22 protein-coding genes and 1 tRNA gene are annotated in these 22633 nt (G+C 64.3%); 11 read left to right on the top strand and 12 right to left on the bottom strand.

Annotation, left to right across the window (positions count from 1 at the left end):
* The first annotated feature begins 13 nt into the window (after window positions 1–13).
* The 4 genes from Q0C64_RS06370 to Q0C64_RS06355 all read left to right on the top strand — a co-directional run bounded on the left by Q0C64_RS06370 (window position 14) and on the right by Q0C64_RS06355 (window position 6136).
* A complete protein-coding gene (locus tag Q0C64_RS06370; RefSeq protein ID WP_294121674.1) occupies window positions 14–361 on the top strand; it encodes a copper-binding protein in 348 nt (115 codons plus the stop codon).
* 119 nt (window positions 362–480) lie between these two features.
* A complete protein-coding gene (locus Q0C64_RS06365) occupies window positions 481–1743 on the top strand; it encodes a TolC family protein (protein ID WP_294121672.1) in 1263 nt (420 codons plus the stop codon).
* Window positions 1740–2984: an efflux RND transporter periplasmic adaptor subunit gene (locus tag Q0C64_RS06360; RefSeq protein WP_294121670.1), complete on the top strand. Its 1245-nt coding sequence runs from the start codon at window positions 1740–1742 to the stop codon at window positions 2982–2984. Before Q0C64_RS06365 ends, Q0C64_RS06360 begins: the two co-directional genes overlap by 4 nt.
* Window positions 2981–6136, top strand: a complete 3156-nt coding sequence (locus Q0C64_RS06355) for an efflux RND transporter permease subunit (protein ID WP_294121667.1) — start codon at window positions 2981–2983, stop codon at window positions 6134–6136. The genes Q0C64_RS06360 and Q0C64_RS06355 overlap by 4 nt, the downstream gene beginning before the upstream one ends.
* Window positions 6137–6267: 131 nt before the next feature.
* Here Q0C64_RS06355 and Q0C64_RS06350 read toward each other — a convergent pair.
* Window positions 6268–6342 (bottom strand) — tRNA-Val (locus Q0C64_RS06350).
* Window positions 6343–6454: 112 nt separating this feature from the next.
* Window positions 6455–6832: a cell cycle two-component system response regulator CpdR gene (gene cpdR, locus Q0C64_RS06345; protein ID WP_235066997.1), complete on the bottom strand. Its 378-nt coding sequence runs from the start codon at window positions 6830–6832 to the stop codon at window positions 6455–6457.
* Between the two features lie 53 nt (window positions 6833–6885).
* On the opposite strand from cpdR, the gene Q0C64_RS06340 reads away from it, so the two are divergent.
* Window positions 6886–7773: an N-formylglutamate amidohydrolase gene (locus Q0C64_RS06340; RefSeq protein WP_294121658.1), complete on the top strand. Its 888-nt coding sequence runs from the start codon at window positions 6886–6888 to the stop codon at window positions 7771–7773.
* Window positions 7774–7942: 169 nt separating this feature from the next.
* On the opposite strand, the gene Q0C64_RS06335 is transcribed toward Q0C64_RS06340, so the two are convergent.
* Window positions 7943–8731, bottom strand: coding sequence for a SapC family protein (locus Q0C64_RS06335; RefSeq protein WP_294121656.1), 789 nt, complete (start codon window positions 8729–8731; stop codon window positions 7943–7945).
* Window positions 8732–8942: 211 nt separating this feature from the next.
* On the opposite strand from Q0C64_RS06335, the gene Q0C64_RS06330 reads away from it, so the two are divergent.
* Together Q0C64_RS06330 and Q0C64_RS06325 are read left to right on the top strand one after the other, a co-directional pair.
* Window positions 8943–9377 (top strand): hypothetical protein, encoded by a 435-nt coding sequence (locus tag Q0C64_RS06330; protein WP_294121654.1) that lies wholly within the window; start codon window positions 8943–8945, stop codon window positions 9375–9377.
* Window positions 9378–9477: 100 nt separating this feature from the next.
* Window positions 9478–10827, top strand: coding sequence for a DEAD/DEAH box helicase (locus tag Q0C64_RS06325; RefSeq protein ID WP_294121651.1), 1350 nt, complete (start codon window positions 9478–9480; stop codon window positions 10825–10827).
* On the opposite strand, the gene tgt is transcribed toward Q0C64_RS06325, so the two are convergent.
* Window positions 10824–11960, bottom strand: a complete 1137-nt coding sequence (gene tgt, locus Q0C64_RS06320; RefSeq protein ID WP_294121648.1) for a tRNA guanosine(34) transglycosylase Tgt — start codon at window positions 11958–11960, stop codon at window positions 10824–10826. The two genes, Q0C64_RS06325 and tgt, sit on opposite strands and share 4 nt — an antisense overlap.
* Before the next feature lie 49 nt (window positions 11961–12009).
* On the opposite strand from tgt, the gene Q0C64_RS06315 reads away from it, so the two are divergent.
* Window positions 12010–12765 carry a TSUP family transporter gene (locus Q0C64_RS06315; RefSeq protein ID WP_294121646.1) on the top strand — a complete coding sequence of 252 codons (756 nt, stop codon included), beginning with the start codon at window positions 12010–12012 and terminating at the stop codon, window positions 12763–12765.
* A 33-nt stretch (window positions 12766–12798) separates the two neighbouring features.
* Window positions 12799–13809 carry a sulfotransferase gene (locus tag Q0C64_RS06310; RefSeq protein WP_294121644.1) on the top strand — a complete coding sequence of 337 codons (1011 nt, stop codon included), beginning with the start codon at window positions 12799–12801 and terminating at the stop codon, window positions 13807–13809.
* Here the strand turns inward: Q0C64_RS06310 and queA are convergent.
* The 8 genes from queA to Q0C64_RS06270 form a co-directional block, all read right to left on the bottom strand.
* A complete protein-coding gene (queA, locus tag Q0C64_RS06305) occupies window positions 13806–14831 on the bottom strand; it encodes a tRNA preQ1(34) S-adenosylmethionine ribosyltransferase-isomerase QueA (protein WP_294121642.1) in 1026 nt (341 codons plus the stop codon). The genes Q0C64_RS06310 and queA overlap by 4 nt on opposite strands.
* 7 nt (window positions 14832–14838) lie before the next feature.
* Window positions 14839–15639: a peptidylprolyl isomerase gene (locus Q0C64_RS06300; protein WP_294121639.1), complete on the bottom strand. Its 801-nt coding sequence runs from the start codon at window positions 15637–15639 to the stop codon at window positions 14839–14841.
* Window positions 15640–15700: 61 nt separating this feature from the next.
* A complete protein-coding gene (gene coaD, locus Q0C64_RS06295) occupies window positions 15701–16189 on the bottom strand; it encodes a pantetheine-phosphate adenylyltransferase (protein ID WP_294121637.1) in 489 nt (162 codons plus the stop codon).
* Complete coding sequence (locus tag Q0C64_RS06290; RefSeq protein ID WP_294121635.1) at window positions 16189–17115, bottom strand: farnesyl diphosphate synthase; 927 nt, start codon at window positions 17113–17115, stop codon at window positions 16189–16191. Before Q0C64_RS06290 ends, coaD begins: the two co-directional genes overlap by 1 nt.
* Entirely contained in the window at window positions 17090–17347 is a 258-nt protein-coding gene (locus Q0C64_RS06285; RefSeq protein ID WP_294121633.1) for an exodeoxyribonuclease VII small subunit, read from the bottom strand. Before Q0C64_RS06285 ends, Q0C64_RS06290 begins: the two co-directional genes overlap by 26 nt.
* Window positions 17348–17378: 31 nt before the next feature.
* Window positions 17379–18074, bottom strand: a complete 696-nt coding sequence (locus Q0C64_RS06280) for a DUF1013 domain-containing protein (protein WP_294121630.1) — start codon at window positions 18072–18074, stop codon at window positions 17379–17381.
* Window positions 18075–18960: 886 nt separating this feature from the next.
* The gene (locus Q0C64_RS06275; protein WP_294121628.1) at window positions 18961–19578 is read right to left on the bottom strand and encodes a glutathione S-transferase family protein; all 618 of its coding nucleotides are present in this window, start codon (window positions 19576–19578) and stop codon (window positions 18961–18963) included.
* Entirely contained in the window at window positions 19578–20579 is a 1002-nt protein-coding gene (locus tag Q0C64_RS06270; protein ID WP_294121626.1) for an NAD(P)H-quinone oxidoreductase, read from the bottom strand. The genes Q0C64_RS06275 and Q0C64_RS06270 overlap by 1 nt, the downstream gene beginning before the upstream one ends.
* 69 nt (window positions 20580–20648) lie before the next feature.
* Here Q0C64_RS06270 and Q0C64_RS06265 point away from each other — a divergent pair, with 69 nt between their 5' ends.
* Both Q0C64_RS06265 and Q0C64_RS06260 read left to right on the top strand, forming a co-directional pair.
* Window positions 20649–20849 (top strand): DUF1192 domain-containing protein, encoded by a 201-nt coding sequence (locus tag Q0C64_RS06265; RefSeq protein WP_294121624.1) that lies wholly within the window; start codon window positions 20649–20651, stop codon window positions 20847–20849.
* 108 nt (window positions 20850–20957) lie between these two features.
* A partial coding sequence (locus tag Q0C64_RS06260) for an AAA family ATPase (protein WP_294121622.1) occupies window positions 20958–22633 on the top strand: 1676 nt, incomplete at its 3' end.

Genomic DNA, 22633 nt, shown 5'->3' with positions numbered 1-22633 from the left:
ATGGTGAAGAACAATGAATGTAGTCCGATCGGCCGGCGCGCTGGCGCTGGCGCTTCTCCTTGTCGCATGCGGCGAGAAGTATAGCCCCGTCCCAGAAAGCGGACATGCCGCCGCCAGTCCGACCCCCAATACCGAGGCCAAGAATTTTTCCGGCACCGGCACCGTTCAATCAATCACCGGCGACAAGGTGACGATCGCCCATGGTCCGATTGAGGGCCTCGGTTGGCCAGCGATGACCATGACATTCGCGGCCAAACCGACCCAGCTGGCTGGGTTCGACCTAGGCGACCGGGTGGCATTTGCCTTCCGCCAAGAGGGCGGCCGTTTCGTCATCTCCTCGATTGCAAGGCAACAGCCGTGATGAGCGCCCCACCAATCATCCACCCCATACCTTTTCGGCGTGAGGCTGTGGGCGCCGATGACCGCATATTGGATCTGAGGCAGCCGGACGCGACAGAGCTCGCTGGTCCGGAGCTCGGGATGACCAGACGATCCAACCGCACAGCTACACTGGCACTCCGGAGTGGGTGCACCGCGCTGCTGCTTGCAATTGCCGGCACTGCGCGCGCCGAGCCGATAACGTTTGACCAGGCGATTGAGCTGGCGAGCCATTTCTCGCCAGGCATCAAGGCGCGCGCCACCCAGGTTGACGCCGAGCGGTTGAAGGCATCGACCGCGAACCAGCTGCCGGACCCGAAGCTGCAGCTTGGCGTCCAGGATTACCCCGTCACCGGCCCTAACGCCTTCGATCCGCTGGCCGACGACTTCACTATGCTTCGGGTCGGCGTGAGCCAGGACTTCCCAAATCCGGCCAAGCGACGAGCGCGGGTGGGTCGCGCACAGGCCGACATTGCTGCCGCCGAAGCCGGCGTTGGTGTTGAGGCGCAGGGCGTGCGCATCGCTGCGGGGCTGGCGTGGATCGACCTCTATTTTGCCAAGCGAAAGCTGAAGGTGCTGGCCGAACTCGACAAGAGTATCGATGATTTGAGCGCCACCGTGGGAGCGCGGCTGACGTCCGGCAGCGCGCGGCCGTCGGACGCGATCCGGCCGGCGCAGCTGAAGGCGGATGTGGCGGACCGCCGCGCGGCCATCGAAGCGGATATCGCCAAGGCGCTCACCACCCTGGTTCGCTTCACAGGCGATCCTTCGCCGGACACGAGTGGCCCCGTCCCTGAGCAGTTGATCGATCATCACGCGCTGGCTGCCGACCTGGAAAGCCTGCCCAGCCTTCGCCGCCTCGACGCGGCAACTGGTCTGGCCGAGGCCGATGTGCGGCTGGCACGCGCCGACAAGCGCCCCGACTGGTCGGTCGGCGTGTCCTACGGAAAGCGCGCTCCCCGCTTTGGCGATCTTTTGTCGGTGGGAGTGACCATCGACCTGCCAATCTTTGCCAGCAGGCGGCAGGACCCGGTCATCGCCGCGCGGGCACGCGAGGTCGACCGCGCCCGCCTCGAACGCGAGGCGGCGCTGCGCGAACTCAAAGCACAGCTGGAAACCGACCTGGCCGAGCATGCCAAACATTACGCCCAATATGCTCGCGCAAAGGACACGATCGTCCCGCTGGCGGAGCAACGGGCGAAGCTGGACCTCGCCAGCTATGAGGCGGGCCAGCTCAACCTTGGCCTGGCGCTAACCTCGACAATCGATGCGGCGGAAGCCGAACTCAACCTCTTCGATCGGGAGGCGGAAACCGTGCGCGGAGCCGTCATGATCAAACTGACTTACGGGAGCGAACAGCAATGAAGCTCGATAGAACCATGCGCGCGCGGCTGGGGGCAGCCGCTGCCGCGATTGCGCTTATCGGCGGCGCGGCCGGCTATTATCTCGGTAGCTCTGGGGGAGGCGGCGGTGAAGTCCCGACCGCGTCCTCGACCACGGACGGCAAGGAAGTCCTCTACTATTACGACCCGATGTTTCCGAACCAGAAGTTCGACAAGCCGGGCAAGTCACCCTTCATGGATATGGAGCTCGTCCCGAAATATGCCGGCGAGGGCGGGGGCGGTGAGCCTGGTGTGACAATCGATCCGTCGGCCATGCAGAACCTTGGCCTCCGGACTGCGGTTGCGCGCATCGGAACGCTCGAAAGCCGTGTCGACGCAGTCGGCACCATCGACTTCAACCAGCGCGAAGTTGCGATCGTCCAGCCGAGAGCGAGCGGTTTCGTGCAGCGGACCTATCACCGCGCGCCAGGCGACGTCATCCCGGCGGGGGCGCCGATCGTCGATCTGCTGATCCCCGAATGGGGTGGAGCGCAGGCCGAATATCTCGCCGTTCGGAAGCTCGGGAATCCCGCCTATACGGCGGCTGCACGGCAGCGGTTGCGGCTGCTGGGCATGTCGGATGGCTTGATCTCAAGCGTCGAACGCAGCGGCCGACCCAACAACATCGTTACCATCACAGCGCCATTGGGCGGAGCGATCCAGTCGATCGACGTTCGCCCTGGCATGACGGTCAGCGCCGGGCAGAGTCTGGCCCAGGTTACCGGGCTTGGCACGGTCTGGTTGAACGCCGCAGTCCCGGAAGCCAGAGCGAGCGAGATCCGGCTCGGCCAGTCGGCCAGCGCCGAACTGACCGCCTTTCCAGGTGATCGCTTCAGCGGCCGGATTATCGGCATCCTGCCGACTACCAACGCGGACAGCCGAACCCTCACGGTGCGCATCGAGCTGCGCAATTCCGGTGGCCGCTTGCGGCCGGGGATGTTTGCCAATGTGCGGCTGGGCGAGGTCGCCCAAACCGCAATCCTCGTCCCGACCGAAGCCGTCATTCGCACCGGCCAGCGGACACTGGTGATGCTGGCGGAAGACAAGGGACGTTACCGACCCGCCGAAGTTCGCGCCGGGCGAGAGTCCGGCGGCCAGACCGAAATATTGGCGGGTCTGCGCGACGGCGAGCGGGTGGTGGCCTCGGGACAGTTTTTACTCGACTCCGAAGCAACGCTGACAGGAATCCCGGCGCGGCCGATCGATGAGGCGGCAAGCAAATGATCCAGCGCATCATCAACGGCGCGATCCGCGCCCGCTTCTTCATCCTGTTCGCATCGTTGCTGTTGGTCGTGGCCGGATTTTTCGCGGTCAAGACAACGCCCGTCGACTTCCTGCCCGACCTTTCGGACGTCCAGGTCATCATTCGCACCCAATATCCCGGTCAGGCGCCGCAGATCGTCGAGAATCAGGTGACCTACCCGATCGCCTCGCAAATGCTGTCGGTGCCTGGCGCGCGCGTAGTGCGCGGCTACTCCTTCGTCGGCGACAGCTTCGTCTATGTGCTGTTCGACGATGGCACCGACCAATATTGGGCGCGCTCGCGGGTCCTCGAATATTTGAGCCAGGTGCAGGGGCGATTACCCCCCGGGGCAACGGCCTCGCTGGGGCCGGACGCGACCGGTGTCGGCTGGATCTACGAATATGCCTTGGTCGACAAATCCGGGCGCCATGATCTGTCGCAGCTCCGCAGCCTGCAGGACTGGTTCCTGCGCTATGAGCTGAAGACTGTTCCCGGCGTGGCCGAAGTCGCCAGCGTCGGCGGCATGGTCCGCCAGTATCAAATTGTCGTCGATCCAACCAAGCTCGCCGCTTACGGTGTCACACATCAAAATGTCATTGAGGCGCTGCGTGGCGCCAACCAGGAAACCGGCGGCTCGGTGCTGGAAATGGCCGAGGCCGAATTTATTGTCCGCGCCACCGGCTATCTACAAAGCCTGGACGACTTCCGGGCGATCCCGGTCAAGACTGCCACCGGCGGCATTCCCGTCCAACTCGGCGACCTCGCCACGATCCAGGTCGGCCCGGACATGCGCCGCGGCCTGGCCGAACTCAACGGCCAGGGCGAAGTCGCCGGCGCGATCATCGTCATGCGCTCAGGCAAGAACGCCCGCGAAGTCATCGAAGGCGTCAAGGATAAGCTCGACAAGCTCAAAAGCAGCCTTCCGCCCGGTGTGGAGGTCGTCACGACCTACGACCGATCGAGCCTGATCGACCGCGCGGTCGAGAACCTCACCAGCAAGCTGATCGAGGAGTTCATCGTTGTCGCGCTCGTGTGTGGGCTGTTCCTGTGGCACGCACGATCCGCGCTGGTCGCGATCATCACACTTCCGCTGGGCGTGCTGTTCGCGTTCATCATCATGCGGTTGCAGGCGGTAAACGCCAACATCATGTCCTTGGGCGGCATCGCCATCGCCATCGGCGCGATGGTCGACGCCGCGGTGGTGATGATCGAAAATGCCCACAAGCATCTGGAACGATGGGCTCACGAGCATCCCGGCAAGGAAATGCCCGGCGCGGCGCGGTGGAAGCTGATCGCCAATGCCTCGATCGAGGTCGGGCCGGCGCTATTCCTCAGCCTGCTGATCATCGCCCTGTCGTTCATCCCGGTGTTCAGCTTCCAGGGACAGGAAGGACGGCTGTTCTCGCCGCTGGCTTTCACCAAGACCTACGCCATGGCCGGCGCGGCGATCCTCTCGATCACGCTGATCCCCGTGCTGATGGGCTTCCTGATTCGCGGCAAGATCCCCGACGAAAATGCCAACCCGATCAACCGCTGGCTAACCAAAATCTACCAGCCTGCGATCGATTGGGTCCTGAAGCGGCCGACAAAGACGCTGGTGATCGCCGGGCTGGTATTCGCCTCTTCAATCATTCCGATCAGCCAGATGGGCGGAGAGTTCATGCCGCAGATGGACGAGGGCGACCTGCTCTATATGCCCTCCGCGCTCCCAGGTATCTCGACCGCCAAGGCGTCGCAGTTGCTCCAACTCTCCGACCGTCTCATTAAGACGGTCCCGGAGGTCGAGAGCGTGTTCGGCAAGGCCGGCCGCGCCGACACCGCCACCGACCCCGCCCCGCTCGAAATGTTCGAAACGACGATCCGCTTCAAGCCGCGCGCTCAATGGCGGCCGGGGATCACGCCGGCCAACATCATCGAGGAACTCGACCGCGCGGTCAAAGTGCCAGGACTTGCCAACTTCTGGATCCCGCCCACCCGAAACCGCGTCGAGATGCTGTCCACCGGCATCAAGAGCCCGATCGGTATCAAGGTGTCTGGTTCCAATCTGCAGGACATCGACCGCACTGCCCAGCGGATCGAGCGCGTCGCGAAGAATGTGCCGGGCGTTTATTCGGCATTGGCCGAACGGCTGTCAGGCGGACGCTATATCGACGTCCAGATCAATCGCCTGGCCGCCGGCCGCTACGGACTCAATGTCAACGACGTGCAGTCGGTAGTCGCAAGCGCGATCGGCGGCGAGACAATCGGTCAGACGGTCGAAGGGCTCGCGCGCTATCCGATCAATGTCCGCTATCCGCGCGAAGTCCGCGACAGCATCGACAAGATCCGCAACCTGCCAGTTCTGACGCCGTCACGTCAGCAGATCACATTGGGCACGGTTGCCGACATTCGCGTCATGGAAGGCCCGCCGATGCTCCGCAGCGAGAATGGACGGCTGGTCACCTGGATCTATATCGATGCGCGCGGGCGGCCGCTGACCACCGTGGTTGGCGACCTGCAGCGGTCCTTGGACCGGATGGTCAAGCTGCCGCCAGGAATCAGCATCGCCTACACCGGGCATTTCGAGTTTCTCCAACGTGCCCTCGAACGGCTGCAATGGGTCATACCCGCGACGTTGCTGATCATTTTCTTCCTGCTCTACCTGACGTTCCGCCGGTTCGATGAAGCTGCGCTGATCATGGCGACACTGCCGTTCGCGCTGACCGGCGGGCTGTGGCTGCTCTATCTGCTCGGCTATAACCAATCGGTCGCAACCAGCATCGGCTTCATTGCTCTCGCCGGCGTCGCCGCCGAGTTCGGCGTCGTCATGCTGATCTATCTGAGGCACGCGCTTGATGCGCGAGGGCCAAACCCGACCCCGCAGCAGATCGCCGAGGCCGTTCGCGAAGGCGCGCTCCTTCGTGTCCGCCCCAAGGCAATGACGGTGGCGGTGATCCTAGCCGGCCTGTTCCCGATCCTCATCGGCAAGGGAACCGGGTCGGAAGTCATGAGTCGGATCGCAGCGCCGATGGTCGGCGGCATGATTACCGCTCCGCTCCTGTCGATGCTGGTCATTCCGGCCGGCTACCTGCTGCTGCGAAGGAGCAGGAGAGCCACAAGGGGCGAAGGCGAGCTGACGGAGATGCCGGCATGACCCATCGGCATGCATCACCTTGCGAGCCCAAACGGGGCGTTCTCCAAGCACTTTCACCGCAGTTTCACCGCACCCGCCGATGACGCGGTGGAGCCCGCCGCTTTCCAAGTAGCTATTTTGAAAGGAGATAATGGTGGGCGTGGCAAGGATTGAACTTGCGACCCCTGCGATGTCAACACAGTGCTCTACCACTGAGCTACACGCCCACCGGGGTCATCCGAAGCTTGGTTCGGGCGACATCTGGAAGCGCGCCTTTAAGGGCCGAAATCGCTTACCGCAAGGGGGTTAGGTGCTGTTAGAAGCGCCCGAGCGCGGTGATTAGAGACGGCCGTGCTGATCCTCGGACTGAAACAGCCGGTCGACCTCGGCGACGAGGTCCTTCAGGTGGAACGGCTTCGACAGCAGCTTGGCCTCCGGTGCCGTCCGGCCGCCCTGCAGTGCTACCGCGGCAAAGCCGGTGATGAACATCACGCGGATCGCCGGATCGATCGCGCTCGCCTTCTGCGCCAGCTCGATCCCGTCCATTTCCGGCATGACGATGTCGGTCAGGAGGAGGTCGTACTTGCCGGCCTCGAGCAGCGGCATCGCCTCGGTTCCGCACCCGACCGATTCGACCTCATAGCCGACGCGCTGAAGCGCACGCTGCAGATATTCGCGCATCGACGTGTCGTCTTCGGCGAGGAGGATCCTGATCATCTTGGGGCCTTCTATGCACTTCTAGCTTAAGATTTTCCAGCCGCCGCCAGCGCTTGAGCCGATTGCTGTCCGTATTTGGCACGGTTAAGCAGTCCGTGTTGCACATGGGCCGCTATCCTTCCCCGATCATTCACCCGCCTCGCGGTTCCCTCCCGGTGCTGCTTTCGGTGCCCCATAGCGGGCGCGACTATGATCCCGCGTTGATGGCCAACGCCGTCCATGGGCTGGCGGCCTTGCAGGCGCTGGAGGACCCGCTGGTCGACCGGCTGGCGTGGCGCGCGATTTCGGCCGGAATTGGCGGCGTGGTCCAGCCGGTGCCGCGGGCGGTGATTGACTGCAATCGTGACGAAGATGAGCTGGACCCGGCGGCGATCGATGGGATTGGCCCGACCCCGATCGGGCCGCGCGCACGCCATGGCCTGGGGCTGATCCCGTCGCGAACGCATCGCCATGGTGCACTGTGGCGACGCCCGATCGACCGCGCGGAGCTCAAGCGCCGGATCGTTGAGGTCCATCGGCCCTTTCACCAAGCGCTGGCGGATGGCCTGGAGGCCCTGAAGACGCGGCACGGAGAGGCACTGCTACTCGATTGCCATTCTATGCCTTCGCGCCGCAACGCCCCGGCCGAGGTGGTGATCGGCGACCGGCATGGCGCGTCGGCTGCGGGATGGCTCAGTTCCGAAGCTATGCGGATCGTTCGCGGCGCCGGCCTCAGGGTGGCGCTCAACGATCCCTATGCCGGGGGCGCGATCACTGCCCGTCATGGCCGGCCGGCCACCGGCGTCCATGCGCTGCAGCTGGAATTCGACCGGTCGCTCTATCTCGACCGTGATGGCAATGCTGGTCACGGCTTCGACCGGATCGCATCCCTGATCGAAGCGCTGGCGAAGCGCTTGGGCGAAGCACTGCTCGCCAGCCAGATGCGCGAGGCGGCTGAATAAAAAAGCCGCCCAGGCGATGCCTGGACGGCTGGAAGTCAGGGAGGACGCACCGATGGTGCGTGCAACCGTGCCGCGGCTGAAGGGGAGCCAGCCGGACGCGGCGCTCCCCCGATGTGGGCCTTGGCTGTTTCGTTTCAATGACCGTTGCGCACAATTGCGCGCATCGGCGTCACGCGTCGGCGGTGGCCGGCTCGCGGAACCCGACCGGGCCGGTTCCTTGCTGCACCTGGCGACCGAAAATCTCGCGGATCACCGACAGGGAGAAGAGGTGGGCCATGATCAGCGCCAGCCCGCCGTTCTGGTTGAGCTTCCTGAGCTCATCGCCGCGCAGGTTCTGGAACTTTTCCTCATCGACCATCTGGAAGCCGCGATAGATGAACGGCTGGTCGGCACCCTCGGGCTGGATTGCGACTTCGCCGTCCATCAGCAGGCCCGATTCCTTGAGTTCGTTCATGAACGCCTGGGTGCGGTGACCGGCCTGTTCGAACTGCTCGCAGAACTGCAGGACAGCCTTGGTCGCCTCCGACGGATTCTCGCCATCGAACAGCGCCTCGCCCTCGTCGAACTCGCCAACCGCGCCAGACGTCGGGTCGAAGCACAGCGACAGTTCGTCGCTGTCCTCGCGCAGGCGGGCCAGCACGAACGGGAAGCGGCGCAGGTAAGCGGGGATATAGATGTTCGGCTCACGCGCCTCGCCCTTCTCGTCGAAGAAGGTGTTGGTGCCCTCGTGCAGGCCCATCAGCGCGATCGGAATGCTGTTGTCGCCAGTCGAAAAGACGATCGGGAAATGGCGCTGGGCCACGGCGAACTCGTCGACCGTCACCGGAATGGCATGAGCGCCGGCCACCCGGTCGAGCCCGCCAAGACGGCGAACCTTGAAATTGGCGTGGCTGTTCCGGTTGAGCGGCTCAAGGCCATTGTACAAAAGCGGCAACATGTTCGGCGCTTGGCTCGCCATGGGATCGACTCCGTTTGTTGGGGCGGGCTGGCCCGGGAAACCTCCTCCGGCCGGCCTGCGGAAAACTGCGGGCCCGGCTCTAGTGGCAGGGGGGGCGGAGCGCAAGCCGTTTGCGGGGCTTGAAAAATCATCCCTGTTGGCGACCTCAACCCAAGTTAATCCGCCATTCAACGCTTGCCGCTAGACCGCTGACCGATATGGTCTCCGGCAGATGACGTTCTTCGCCCTCTTCAGCCTCTTTTCGGCGCTGTTCGGCAGCACCGAACAGACGCCGGGTGACGCGCCGGTCGTGCGCCGGGTCATCGTCCAGGACGAGGTCATTTTTCGCATCCCGATCCGGCCGCGCGTCTCGCCGATCGAATGGGTCGAACATAAAGGGCCGAAGTGCATCCCGGCGAACATGCTCGCCGGCGCGATGTTGTCGGGGCCGTCTTCGATCGATTTCGTGCTCAGGAACCGGCAGCGGGTGCGGGCCAAGATGGACAGCGACTGCCCGGCGCTCGATTTCTACGACAGCTTCTATTTGCAGCCCGATGACGACTATATCTGCGCCAAGCGCGAGACCATCCGCATCCGGTCCGGCGGCAGCTGCCGTATCGAGAAATTCCGGACGCTGGTTCCGCAATATAGGCAAGCCAACCGCTAAACCATGGTCTCACCTTGACATTTTGCCCCTCTCGCCTGTAGCGCGCCCACGGCGCGACGCAATGCTGCGGACGCGCCTTCACTTTTTTCCGGATTAATTGATGCCTTTTGCCGATCTCGGCCTTTCCGACCAATTGCTGCGCGCTGTCACCGACAGCGGCTATGACGTCCCGACTCCCATCCAGAAGGGCGCGATCCCCTCTGTCCTGATGGGCAAGGATTTGATCGGCATCGCCCAGACCGGCACCGGCAAGACCGCCGGTTTCGTCCTGCCGATGATCGATATCCTCGCCGAAGGCCGCAGCCGGGCTCGTATGCCGCGCTCGCTGATCCTCGAGCCGACCCGCGAGCTCGCCGCCCAGGTCGCCGAGAATTTCGAGAAATACGGCAAATATCACAAGCTTTCGATGGCCCTGCTGATCGGGGGCGTGCAGATGGGCGACCAGGTCAAGGCGCTGGAGAAAGGCGTTGACGTGCTGATCGCCACGCCCGGCCGGCTGATGGACCTTTTCAGCCGCGGCAAGATCATGCTCAACGACTGCAACCTGCTGGTGATCGACGAAGCCGACCGCATGCTCGACATGGGCTTCATCCCGGACATTGAGGAAATCTGCACCAAGCTGCCGAAGGCGCGGCAGACCCTGCTGTTTTCGGCGACCATGCCGCCGCCGATCAAGAAGCTGGCCGACAAGTTCCTGACCGATCCCAAGACGATCGAGGTCGCCCGTCCTGCTACGGCGAACGTTAACATCGACCAGCGGCTGATTGTCACCCGCGGCGACAAGAAGCGCGATATGCTGCGGACCATCCTGCGCGGCGACGAGTTCAAGAACGCGATCGTCTTCTGCAACAAGAAGACCACGGTTCGCGAGCTCTACACCAGTCTCAAGCGCTCGGGCTTCGCCGTCGGCCAGATCCAGGGCGACATGGATCAGAGCGACCGCATCGCCGAGTTCGACCGGTTCAAGAAGGACGAGATCAACATCCTCGTCGCCTCGGACGTCGCGGCGCGCGGGCTCGACGTCAAAGGTGTCAGCCATGTCGTCAATTTCGACGTGCCGTGGCAGCCCGACGACTATATCCATCGCATCGGCCGCACCGGCCGCGCCGGAGCCAAGGGCATCGCCATCACGCTGGCGACGCGCGAGGATGGCGAAGCAGTCGCGGCGATTGAGAAGCTGACCGGCATCAAGCTACCGCGGGCCGACGGCGAGAAGGCCGAAGCCGCTCCGGTTGATGAGCCCCGGCGCGAAGAACCGCGACGCGAGGAGCGGCCGGCCAAGGGCCGTGGCCGTTCACGGTCGAAGGCCGAACCCAGGCCGCAGCGCGAGGAAAGTCAGCGCGCCGAGCCGGTCGTCGCCAAGGCCAAACCAGCCCCCGAACCGGCGCGCGAAGACAAGGGCGGCTGGAACGGGCCGGTCCCCGGCTTCCTGTCGTTCAGCGCGGTTTAAGCCGCCGCTCTTCCCTTCCGGTAGCGATCGAGAAACGCCGCGGCGTGCGCCGCAAAGCGCCCCTCGCGGACTGCATCGCGCAATCCCTGCATCAGCCGCTGGTAGAAGCTCAGATTATGCTCGGTCATCAGCATCGCACCGAGGATTTCGCCTGAGCGCACCAGATGATGGACATAGGCCCGGCTGTAACTGGAGCAGGTCGGGCAGCCGCAATCGGGGTCGAGCGGACCCTGGTCCTCGGCAAAGCGCGCATTGCGGATATTGATCGGTCCGTCGGCGGTGAAGGCCTGGCCGGTGCGGCCCGAGCGCGTCGGCAGCACGCAATCGAACGTGTCGACGCCCCGCCGCACCGCCTCGACGATGTCGTCGGGCTTACCCACCCCCATCAGATAGCGCGGCTTGCCCTCGGGCAGCTGGCCGGGCGCATAATCGAGCACCGCGCACATCGCCTCGTGCCCCTCGCCCACCGCCAGCCCGCCGATGGCATAGCCGTCGAATCCGATGTCGATCAGCGCATCTGCCGACGCCTTGCGCAGCGGCTCGTCGAGCCCGCCCTGCTGGATTCCGAATAGCGCGGCCTTGGCCGCGTGGTCGCCGCCGCCGTCAAATCCTTCGCGCGACCGTTTTGCCCAGCGCATCGATCGCTCCATCGCCTCTGCCGCCTGGTCACGCGTGGCGGTCGCCGGAACCAGCTGGTCGAACGCCATGACGATGTCGCTGCCGAGCGCCCGTTGGACTTCCATCGACCGTTCGGGCGACAGCATGTGCCGGCTGCCGTCGAGGTGGCTGGCGAACGCCACGCCTTCCTCACTGACCTTGGTCAATTCGCTAAGGCTCATCACCTGGTAACCGCCGCTGTCGGTCAGGATTGGGCGCTCCCAGTTCATGAACCGATGCAGCCCGCCGAGCCTGGCGACCCGCTCGGCACCGGGGCGCAGCATCAAATGATAGGTATTGCCCAGGATGATGTCGGCACCGGTTGCGCGCACGGCTTCCGGCTTCATCGCCTTGACCGTCGCCGCGGTGCCGACCGGCATGAACGCCGGCGTGCGGATCTCGCCCCGCTGCATGGTGATGGTGCCGGTACGCGCGCTGCCGTCGGCGGCATGGATGTCGAACTGGAAGCGGGTCATTGGCCGCGCTCCCTAGCGGCTTCACATGCTCGCCGCTACAGGCCCATCCATGATCGAGCCCTGGGTCTATGCCGCCCTCACCGCCACCGCCGTCCTGACCGGCTTCATCGACGCCATCGCCGGCGGCGGCGGACTGATCATGATGCCGGCGCTGCTGTCGGCCGGCATCCCGCCGATCAACGCGCTGGCCACCAACAAGCTGCAGTCGATGTTCGGCACTGGCGTCGCTTGCTCCAACTATGCGCGCAAGGGGCTGGTCGACTGGCGGGCCAATTTGTTGACCGTCCTGCTGGTTTTCGCCGGTGCCACGGTCGGCGTCATCATCGTCCAGACGATCGATACGAAAGCGCTGTCGCTGATCATCCCGCTGCTGTTGGTGGTGGTCGCCGTCTATGTCCTCGTCAGCCCGCGGATGAGCGACGAAGACGCCCACCAGCGGATCAGCGCGCGGGGCTATTCGCCGGTCGGTGCGGCGATCGGAGCCTATGACGGCTTTTTCGGGCCAGGCACGGGTAGCTTCTTCACCGCCACGCTGGTCGGCCTGCGCGGCCTGGGTCTCACCCGCGCGACAGCGCTGACCAAATTGCTGAACCTCACCAGCAATGTCGCGTCGGTCATCTTTTTCGCCATCGGCGGCAAGATGTTCTGGCTACTTGGCCTGTGCATGGCGGCGGGTGCCATGGCCGGCGGCTGGATTGGCAGCCACACGGCGATGCGGTTCGGCGCCCGGCTGATCCGTCCGCTATTGGTTATCCTGTCCGTGGGGCTCACGGCGCGACTGCTTTGGAGCTATTTCGCGGCCTGACTCCCGCCGCAATCTACCCCTAGGCGCTGCACCATGTTCAAGCCGCTCGACAGCCAGTCGCATTTCGCCTTCATCGTCGGCGCTCCCCGGTGCGGCACGACCACGCTGGCGAGCTTCCTGCAGCAACATCCCGACGTCTGCTTTTCGGCAGTAAAGGAACCGCATTTCTTCTCGCACGACGAAGTGGCTGCCCTGTCTGAGGATGAACTCCGGGCCGTCGTCGAGGAAGAATATTGGCAGCGCTTCTTCGGCCATTGCGAGGGCCATCCCAAGCTCTATGCCGAGGGCTCGGTCACCTATCTTTACGCTCCGGAGCGGATGGAGACGATCCTCAAGCTCTGGCCCCAGGCCAGGTTCGTAATCGCGCTGCGCGATCCGCTATCCATGCTGCCGTCGCTCCATGCCCGGCTGCTGGTTACCGGCGACGAGACCATCCGCGAATTCCCCAAGGCCTGGGCCAGGATTGCCGATCGCGCCCAAGGCAAGTCGCTACCCAAGCGGGCGGTCGATCCGCGCTGGCTGCGTTACGACTGGGCGGGCCAATTGGGAGCGAACGTGGAACGCTTCTTCGCCGCCGTCGGCCGCGAACGTTGCCACATCGTCCTGTTCGACGATTTGAACCGCGAACCGCAGGGCACCTACCGCGAGCTTTGCCGCTTCCTCGGCATCGAACCTTGGGAGGGGACTGATTTCGAGCCGCAGCGGACCAACAAGACGATCCGCATCGGTTGGCTTCAGCGGCTGATGAAGCGGCCGCCCAAGGCGATCCGCACCGCCCTGGCCGGCGAGCATTTCCACAAGCGCGAAAAGAAGGTCGGCGCCAAGGCGAGCCCGGTGCTGGCGGCCATTTTCCGCCTGCGCACGCGGCTGCTCGAGTGGAACAAGGTGGAGACCAGCCGCCAGCCGCTGGATCCAATCGTGCGGCAGGAAATCATCGAGCGGCATCGCGATGACGTGATCCTGCTTTCGCGGGTCATCGGCCGCGACCTCAGCCATTGGCTGGGCGGCGTTCCGGAAGCCAGGCCCGACGCGAAGGCCGCCTAGGGTAGCAGCAGGGAAGAATCGCCGTAGCTGTAGAAGCGGTACCCGTGCTCAATCGCATGGGCATAAGCCCTCTTCATCGTCTCCAGGCGCATCAGGGCCGAGACAAGCATAAACAGCGTTGATCGGGGCAGGTGGAAATTGGTCATCAGACCGTCAACTGCTTTGAAGCGGTAACCTGGCGTGATGAAGATCGCCGTGTCGCCTTCGAACGGGTGCACCTTGCCGTCGTCACCGGCGGCGCTTTCCACCAGTCGCAACGAGGTCGTGCCAACCGCGATCAGCCGCCCTCCCCTGGCTTTCGCCGCATTGAGCCGGTCAGCGGTGGCCTGGTCGATCCGGCCCCATTCGCTGTGCATCCGGTGGGCGCTGGTGTCGTCGGCCTTGACCGGCAGGAAGGTGCCCGCCCCGACGTGGAGGGTCAGCATTTCGCGCTGCACGCCGCGCTCATCGAGCGCTGCGATCAGCCGGTCGGTGAAATGCAGTGCCGCGGTCGGCGCGGCCACCGCGCCCGACTCCCGCGCGAACATCGTTTGATAGTCGTCGCGGTCAGCGTCGTCGGTCGGTCGCTTGCCGGCGATGTAGGGCGGCAGCGGCATCTCCCCTGCCCGCTCGAGCAGCAGCTCGACCGGCTCGTCCCCATGAAAGTGAAGCAGGATCGCCCCTTCCGGGTCGCGCTCGACCGCGCTCGCCTTCACCCCGGAGCTGAACTCGATCACATCGCCGTCACGCACCCGCTTGGCGTTGCGGACGAAGGCCCACCAGCTCCTCAGGTCTGCGCGCTTATGGAGCGTCGCTCCGACCCGCGCTTCCCCTCTTCTACCTTCGAGCTGAGCGGGGATGACCCGCGTGTCGTTGAACACCAATACGTCGCCCGGCCGAAGAATGTCCGACAGATCGAGAACGCCGCGATCGGATAGCGCGTCTCTCTCGACCAACAGCATCTTCGCCGCGTCGCGCGGACGCGCGGGGCGTAGGGCGATTCGGTCGTTCGGTAGGTCGAAGTCGAAGAGGTCGACGCGCATTATTGGCCTATTGAGGAGTCGGAGCCTCTTGCACCGGTCCATCCACGGCCGGTTGAGGAGGCGTCGCCGCCGGGTCAGCCGTGGCGGGCACGGGCGCCTCGACGGCGGGAGGTGCCGCAGGCGTGTCCGTGGCCGGTGTTGCAGCCGGAACGGCAGCCGGCGGGGTGGCTGGCGGTGCGGCTTCTGGCGCCGGCGCCGGCGCCGCTGCCACCACTACCGGCGGCGCGGGGAGCGGCCCGCCGATCGACGCACGGACAATGCGGGTCGGGCGCTCGGGCGGCTCGCCGACGGCAATGCCGTCGACCGAGTTCATACCTTCGATCACCCGGCCGAACGCCGTGTAATGATGGTCGAGCTTGAAGGTCGGGGCGAGCATGATGAAGAACTGGCTGTTGGCGCTGTTTGGCTGTTCGGCCCGCGCCATCGACGCAACCCCGCGCATATGCGGCAGGTCGTTGAACTCGGCCTGGAGGTCCGGCAGCGTCGAGCCGCCTTCACCGCTACCCTTGAGATCGCCGCCCTGGGCCATGAAGCCCGGAATGACCCGGTGAAACGCGAGTCCGTTATAGAAGCCCTGCGTCGTCAGCAGCTGGATGCGATAGACGTGCTGCGGTGCGACGTCCGGCCGCAGCTGGATCACCACCTTGCCGCCGTTCGACAATTCAAGCGTCCATTTGTTGGCCGGGTCCGCGGCGACCTCGACCGGCGCGGTCAGCGACACCAGCGGCTTGGGCGGAGGAGGCGGCGGGTCTTTGGCGGCAATCAGCGTGAACGCCAGAAAAGGCAACGCGAACAAGGTCTTGCTCATTTTCACTCCCCAAACCCCCAATGCGGCCCCGACTATCGCAGCACCTTGCCCGGCGCCAGCGCTATTTCAGCTTCTCGGCAACATCGGCGGCCACCGCCGGCGTCACGAACTTGTCGATTGCTCCGCCATAGCGGGCGATTTCTTTCACCAGCCTTGACGCGATCGGCTGCAACGACACGTCCGCCATCAGGAAGACCGTTTCGATGCGGTCATTGAGCTGTTGGTTCATGCCGGCCATCTGATACTCATATTCAAAGTCGGCGACGGCCCTGAGGCCGCGCAGAATCAGGGTCGCACCCTGCGATTCCGCGAAGTCCATCAGCAGCGAGTCAAATTCGACGACCGAAACGCCGGCGACGTCCGCAACTTCGCGGCGGACCATTTGCATCCGCTCCTCGACCGTGAACATCGGCTCCTTCGACGGATTGGTGGTTACGCCGATCACCAGCCGGTCAACCAGGTGCGCGCCGCGCCGGATGATATCGAGATGGCCGAACGTGATCGGGTCAAACGTCCCCGGATAAACGCCGATTCTTTCCCTGCCCCCCATCAGCGATCCCTTTCCTCGACATAGCGGGCCACCGCGCGCAGCAGGTCGGCCTCGGCTCCATGGTGCTGGAGATGCTCGATCGCCTGGTTGACCAGCATCGCGCATTGGGCGCGCGCCCGCTCTTCCCCGAGCAGCGACACGAAGGTCGCCTTTCCGGCCCGCTCGTCCTTGCGCAGCCTTTTGCCCGCCGCCACTTCGTCACCGGCATGGTCGAGCAGATCGTCGGCGATCTGGAAGGCGAGCCCGATGTCGCGGGCATAGCCGCGATAGGGCGTCCGCGCCTCGGGAGGCATTCGGCCCATGATGCAGGCCGCCTCGACCGCGAACTCGATCAATGCGCCGGTCTTGAGCTGCTGCAACCGGGTGATCGCGCCGATGTCCAGCTCCTGCCCTTCGGCCACGAGGTCGAGCATTTGTCCGCCGGCCATCCCTTGCGGCCCGGAAGCCCGGGCCAGCTCGATGACCAGCTCCGATCGGACGAACGGGTCCTCGTGCGTCGCCGGATCGGCGATAATCTCGAACGCCAGGTCGTGAAAACAGTCTCCGGCCAAGACCGCCGTCGACTCGTCATAGGCGCGATGAATGGTCGGCTTGCCGCGGCGAAGATCATCATCGTCCATACACGGTAGGTCGTCGTGGATCAGCGAATAGACATGGATCGCCTCGATCGCCGCGCCGGCGCGGACACTGCAGTCTTCGTCGATCCCGAAAAGCCGGCCAGTGGCGTAGGTCAGCAGCGGCCGAATCCGCTTGCCGCCGCCGAGCCCGGCATGGCGCATGGCTTCGAACAGCCGGTCGCGGCCGTCTCCGGAGCTTTGCAGATAGTGCGAGAAGACCGCTTCGACCCTGGAAGCGATGCGGTTGGCCTCTAGTCCGAGCTCCGCCGCCGACACGCCGGCCTCAAGCAGCACCGGGCGGCCCGGCATCGAATGGCTTTACGCCCTGCGGCTGGCCATCGGGCCCGAGCGCAATCTGCTCGATCCGCGCCTGCGCCGCCTTCAGCCGCGCCTCGCAGTGCCGCTTCAGCCGGTCGCCGCGCTGGTAGAGCTCGATCGATTCATCGAGCGGCGCCTGCCCCTGCTCGAGGCTGCGCACGATCTGCTCGAGCTCGGCCAGCGCCGCCTCGAAGCTCAGATTCTCGATTTCGTTCGCATCCATGGCTCAACCTTGGCCGTCGGACGGCGCCAAATCAACGCTTGAACGGATCCTTGATGCCGGGGACGATCTCGTCCGACGGCTGCTCGCCAGCCAACTCGGCGGCCATCGCCGCCTCGACGTCGCGGTGATGCTGGTCACGTTCGGCGCGAAGCTGCACGATCAGCGCCTCGCGGTCGCTGGCCAGCCGCTCGTCGGTCGGCGCGACCGTGCCCGCCGCCTTTTGCGCCTTGGCCACCGCCGCATCCAGCTCGCGCTGGCTGGTCAGGCCCAAGGTCACCGGGTCCTTCGGCTGGATATTGGCCATGTTCCAGTGGGTCCTCTCGCGGATCGCGGCGATCGTCGTCCGGGTCGTGCCGATCAGCCTGGAGATCTGCCCGTCCGACACTTCCGGATGATTGCGGATGATCCAGGCAATGCCGTCGGGCTTGTCCTGCCGCTTCGACACCGGCGTGTAGCGCGGCCCCTTGGTGCGGGTGACCGGGTCCGGCGCCTTGTGCATCTTCAGCACATAGTCGGCGTCGGCCTGGCCCTTCTCGATTTCCTCATGGGTCAGCTCGCCCGAACGGATCGGGTCGCGCCCGGTCAGCTTGGTGGCGGCCGTATCGTCGGCGATCGCCTGCACTTCGAGCACGTGCAGGCCACAGAAATCGGCGATCTGCGAGAAGCTGAGGGGCGTATTTTCGACCAGCCAGGAAGCGGTCGCATGCGGCATGAGCGGCTGGGCCATGCTTATTCTCCAAAAACAAGAACGGCCGCCCCACCGAAGGAGCGGCCAGCTGTTGGATGCGCCTCTAATCCCGAGCGAGGGTCAGGGCAAGCGGAGAGTGGTGGGTGACGCAGCTCGGCTGGGTCGAACATTTCGCTGGCCTAGCGTCGAACCGGGGACATGCTATTGCGTATCTCCGGTTCGCCTCGCGGCGCCGGGATAGTTTTGTGCATTTAGTAAACTGTCACCGTAATCCCTCTAAATCCCTCTAATCCCAGTTAAACCGGGCCAACTTAGAAACGAGCGAGGGCACTATACAGACAGATTTCAGAACGAATCTGGAACACCACTAGGTGAATCAGTTGGAGATACGATTGGATCAAATACGTGCTCGTAAAAATTTTGACTACGATCTCTGTTATACTCGTAGGATGCATAATTCATATCTACTATGCTTTGAGAGAAACTAGGAATGGCGAGAGCCCGCTATGGCTCTGGTCGCCTCGTTCTACGTCCGGTAGAGACAGAATCGCGAGGTATGCGTTCTACGGGTGGATAGGTTCGTTTGTGTTTATTTTCTTACCAGTTGATCTGAAAACAGCTGTTGTAATAAATGGATCAGTGCTCTTCACGCATCTGCTGCTGATCTCGTTGCGTAATGCGTGATATTTTGCAAACCGTAGAATTCCGGCGTCGAAGACGAGGATTACGGTGACAGTAACCGATATTGGCCTTACTAACTCCCGATTATCGCCCGGCCGCCTACCGGGCTCGCCAAGAAATTCACCTATACCCGCGACGGCCTGGGCCGCGTCACCGGCTAACGCGCGCGCGTGGCCGGTGAGACTTTTGAGACTTTTGGCCGAACCCGTGAAATTAGGGAAGCTAGGGCGCCTAAGCGGGCGCCCTAATCGTCCAATCCGACATGCTCGTCCATGGTCATGATCCGCTCCATCCAGCGGATGATCTCCGGATAGGCTTCCAGGTCGAAATTGGCCTCGTCGGCGACGTGGGTGTAAGCGAACAGGCAGATGTCGGCGAGGCTGAACTGGTCGGCGACAAACCATTTCCTGTCCGCCAGGTACCGGTCCATCAGGTCGAGCGCGGCGAGCCCGTTCTCGCGCTTGCCGGTGATCTGCATCCGCTGCGCGTCGGTCAGCGCATCGAGCCCGATGAACCGCAGCCAGAAGCGCAGCGTGGCGATATTGGGCTCGTGACTATATTGCTCCCAGAACATCCAGCGCAGCATGTCGGCCTGGTCGAAATGGCCATCGGGGATCAGCTTGCTGCCGTTGGCCAGGTAGAAGCAGATGGCGTTGCTTTCTGGCAGGAAGCGGTCGCCATCCTGCAGCACCGGGATGCGGCCATTGGCGTTGACGTCGCGCAGATATTCGGGCGTACGCGTCTCGCCTTTCAAAATGTCGTAGTTCTTGCGCTCCAGCTCGATGCCGAGGTGCGCCGCGGTCAGCCGGATCTTGTAGCAATTGCCTGACCGGCAATCTTCATGGAGGATCAGCCCGCTCATCAGCCGAGCACTAGCACGATCTTGCCGACATGGTCACCCGACTCCATCCGGGCATGGGCGGCGGCGGCCTCCTCGAGCGGGAAGCTCTCGTCCATCACCGGCTTCAGGCGATTGCCCTCGACATAGGGCCAGACGGTTTCAAGGATTTCGTCGCGGACCATGGTCTTGAAGGCCGGCTCGCGGGCGCGGAGCGTCGAGCCGGTCAGGGTCAACCGCCGGCGCATGATGTCGACGATCGACACTTCCGCCTTGGGCCCGCGCTGGAAAGCGATCGAAACATGACGTCCGTCGTCGGCCAGGCAAGCGAGGTTCCTGGGCACATAGTCGCCGCCGACCATGTCGAGCACGACCGCCACCCCCTTCTCCTCGGTCCAGCGCTGGACGGCGTCGGTGAAGTCGGTGGTCTGGTAGTTGATGGCATGGGCGGCGCCGAGCTCGATCGCCGCGGCGCATTTCTCGTCGCTGCCGCAGGTGACGATCACCTCCAGCCCGAACAGGGTGCCGAGCTTGATCGCCATGGTGCCGATGCCGCTGGTGCCGCCGTGAACCAGCACCGTATCGCCTTCGGCGGCGAAGCCGCGCTCGAACAGATTGACCCACACAGTGAACAGCGTCTCCGGCATCGCCGCCGCCTCGGTCATCCTAAGCACTTCTGGCACGGGCAGGCAGGTTCCGGCTGGCGCGACGCAATATTCGGCATAGCCGCCGCCCGCGACCAGGGCGCATTGCCGGCTGCCGATCAGCTGAGCGGCGCCCTCGCCCGCCGCGACCACTGTTCCGGCAATCTCCAGGCCGGGGATGTCGCTGGCACCCGGCGGCGGCGGGTAAACGCCCATCCGCTGCAGCACGTCGGGCCGGTTGACCCCGGCCGCGGCCACCTTGACCAGAACCTCTCCTTTCCCGGGACGCGGCGTTGGCCTCGATGCCAGGCGAAGCCGCTCGGGACCGCCGGGCGCGGCAATGTCGACCACGCGCATCACATCCGGGATGATGTCCGTCATAGGCGCCCTCAATCGCTCGACCGCGGCGACTTATTGACTTGGGCGCGCTACCGGTCAACGCTGCACGGCATGGACGAGGATGACTTCTTTTCCAGCCGGCCGCAGGACCCTTTGACCCAGGTCACCAAGCAGGACCTTGGCCCCCTTTCGATCAATGAGCTGCAGGAGCGGATCGAGCTGCTCAAGGGCGAAATCGCCCGGGTCGAGCAGCACATGTCCGACGCCACCCGCCACCGCAGCGCCGCCGACGAGCTGTTCAAGAAGTCATAAGCGACGGGTTGCGCAATCGCCGCCACCCTTTGCCCTTGATTGCCGCGCCGAAGCGGCCAACATTGGGAATCGAGCCCGCCGGCTCCCCGGTGGGCATGGAGTATCCGAATGCCCAGTTTCGCTCGCGAACTTGAGACCACCCTGCACAATGCCCTCGGCGAGGCATCGAAGCGCCGTCACGAATATGCGACGCTCGAGCATCTGCTGATCGCGCTGGTCGACGACACCCACGCCAGCCAGGTGATGACCGCCTGCGGCGTCAACCGCGACGAGCTCAAGTCGACCGTCAAAAACTATCTCGACAATGAGCTCGGCGCCCTGGTCGCCGACAGCGCCACCGACCCGACCCCGACCAGCGGTTTCCAGCGGGTGGTCCAGCGCGCTATCCTCCATGTTCAGTCCTCGGGCCGGGATGAAGTCACCGGCGCCAATGTGCTGGTCGCCCTGTTCAGCGAGCGCGAAAGCTACGCCGTCTATTTCCTGCAGCAACAGGATATGAGCCGCCTCGATGCGGTGACCTACATCAGCCATGGCGTCGGCAAGGGGGAAGCTTCGGTCGAGCCGGCTCCGCCGCAGGGCACCGAGGAGAAGACAGAAGGCAAGAGCGACAAGAAGGAAAGCGCGCTCCAGCAGTTCACCGTCAACCTCAACGACAAGGCCAGGGCCGGCAAGGTCGACCCGCTGATCGGGCGCATGCCGGAGGTCGATCGCACGGTGCAAATCCTCTGCCGCCGGTCGAAGAACAATCCGCTCTATGTCGGCGACCCGGGCGTCGGCAAAACCGCGATCGCCGAAGGCCTCGCCCGCAAGATCATCGAGGGCGACGTCCCCGATGTCCTCAAGGAAGCAGTGATCTATGCGCTCGACATGGGCGCGCTGCTGGCCGGCACCCGGTACCGCGGCGATTTCGAGGAGCGGCTGAAATCGGTCGTGACCGAGCTGGAGAAGCTGCCGCACGCGGTCCTGTTCATCGACGAAATCCACACGGTGATCGGCGCCGGCGCTACCAGTGGCGGGGCGATGGACGCGTCGAACCTGCTGAAGCCTGCCCTCTCTTCGGGGACGATCCGCTGCATCGGCTCGACCACCTACAAGGAATTCCGCAACCATTTCGAAAAGGACCGCGCCCTCCTGCGCCGGTTCCAGAAGATCGACGTCAACGAGCCGACGGTCGAGGACACGATCAAGATCATCGCCGGCCTGCGTTCGTCGTTCGAGCAGCACCATGGCGTCCGCTACACCACCGATGCGATCAAGTCGGCGGTCGAGCTCAGCGCCCGCTACATCCACGACCGCAAGCTGCCCGACAAGGCGATCGACGTGATTGACGAGGTCGGGGCGATGCAGATGCTGGTGCCGCCGTCGCGTCGCAAGAAAACCATCACCACCAAGGAAATCGAGGCGGTGGTGGCGACCATGGCGCGCATCCCGCCCAAGTCGGTATCGACCGACGACAAGCGGGTGCTCGAAACGCTGGAAGCGGATTTGAAGCGTGTCGTGTTCGGCCAGGATTTGGCGATTGAAAAGCTCGCTTCGGCAATCAAGCTCAGCCGGGCCGGCCTGCGCGATCCCGACAAGCCGATCGGCAATTATTTGTTCAGCGGCCCGACCGGTGTCGGCAAGACCGAAGTCGCGCGGCAGCTCGCCTCGGTCATGGGTATTCCTCTGCAGCGGTTCGACATGTCCGAATATATGGAGCGCCATTCGGTCAGCCGGCTTATCGGCGCGCCGCCGGGCTATGTCGGCTACGACCAGGGCGGCTTGCTGACCGACGCCGTCGACCA

The sequence above is a fragment of the Sphingomonas sp. genome, from assembly GCF_023266535.1.
In the GTDB taxonomy this organism is placed as follows: domain Bacteria; phylum Pseudomonadota; class Alphaproteobacteria; order Sphingomonadales; family Sphingomonadaceae; genus Sphingomicrobium.
Note: the sequence above shows the minus strand (reverse complement) of the source record. Positions and strands in the feature narration are given on the sequence as shown.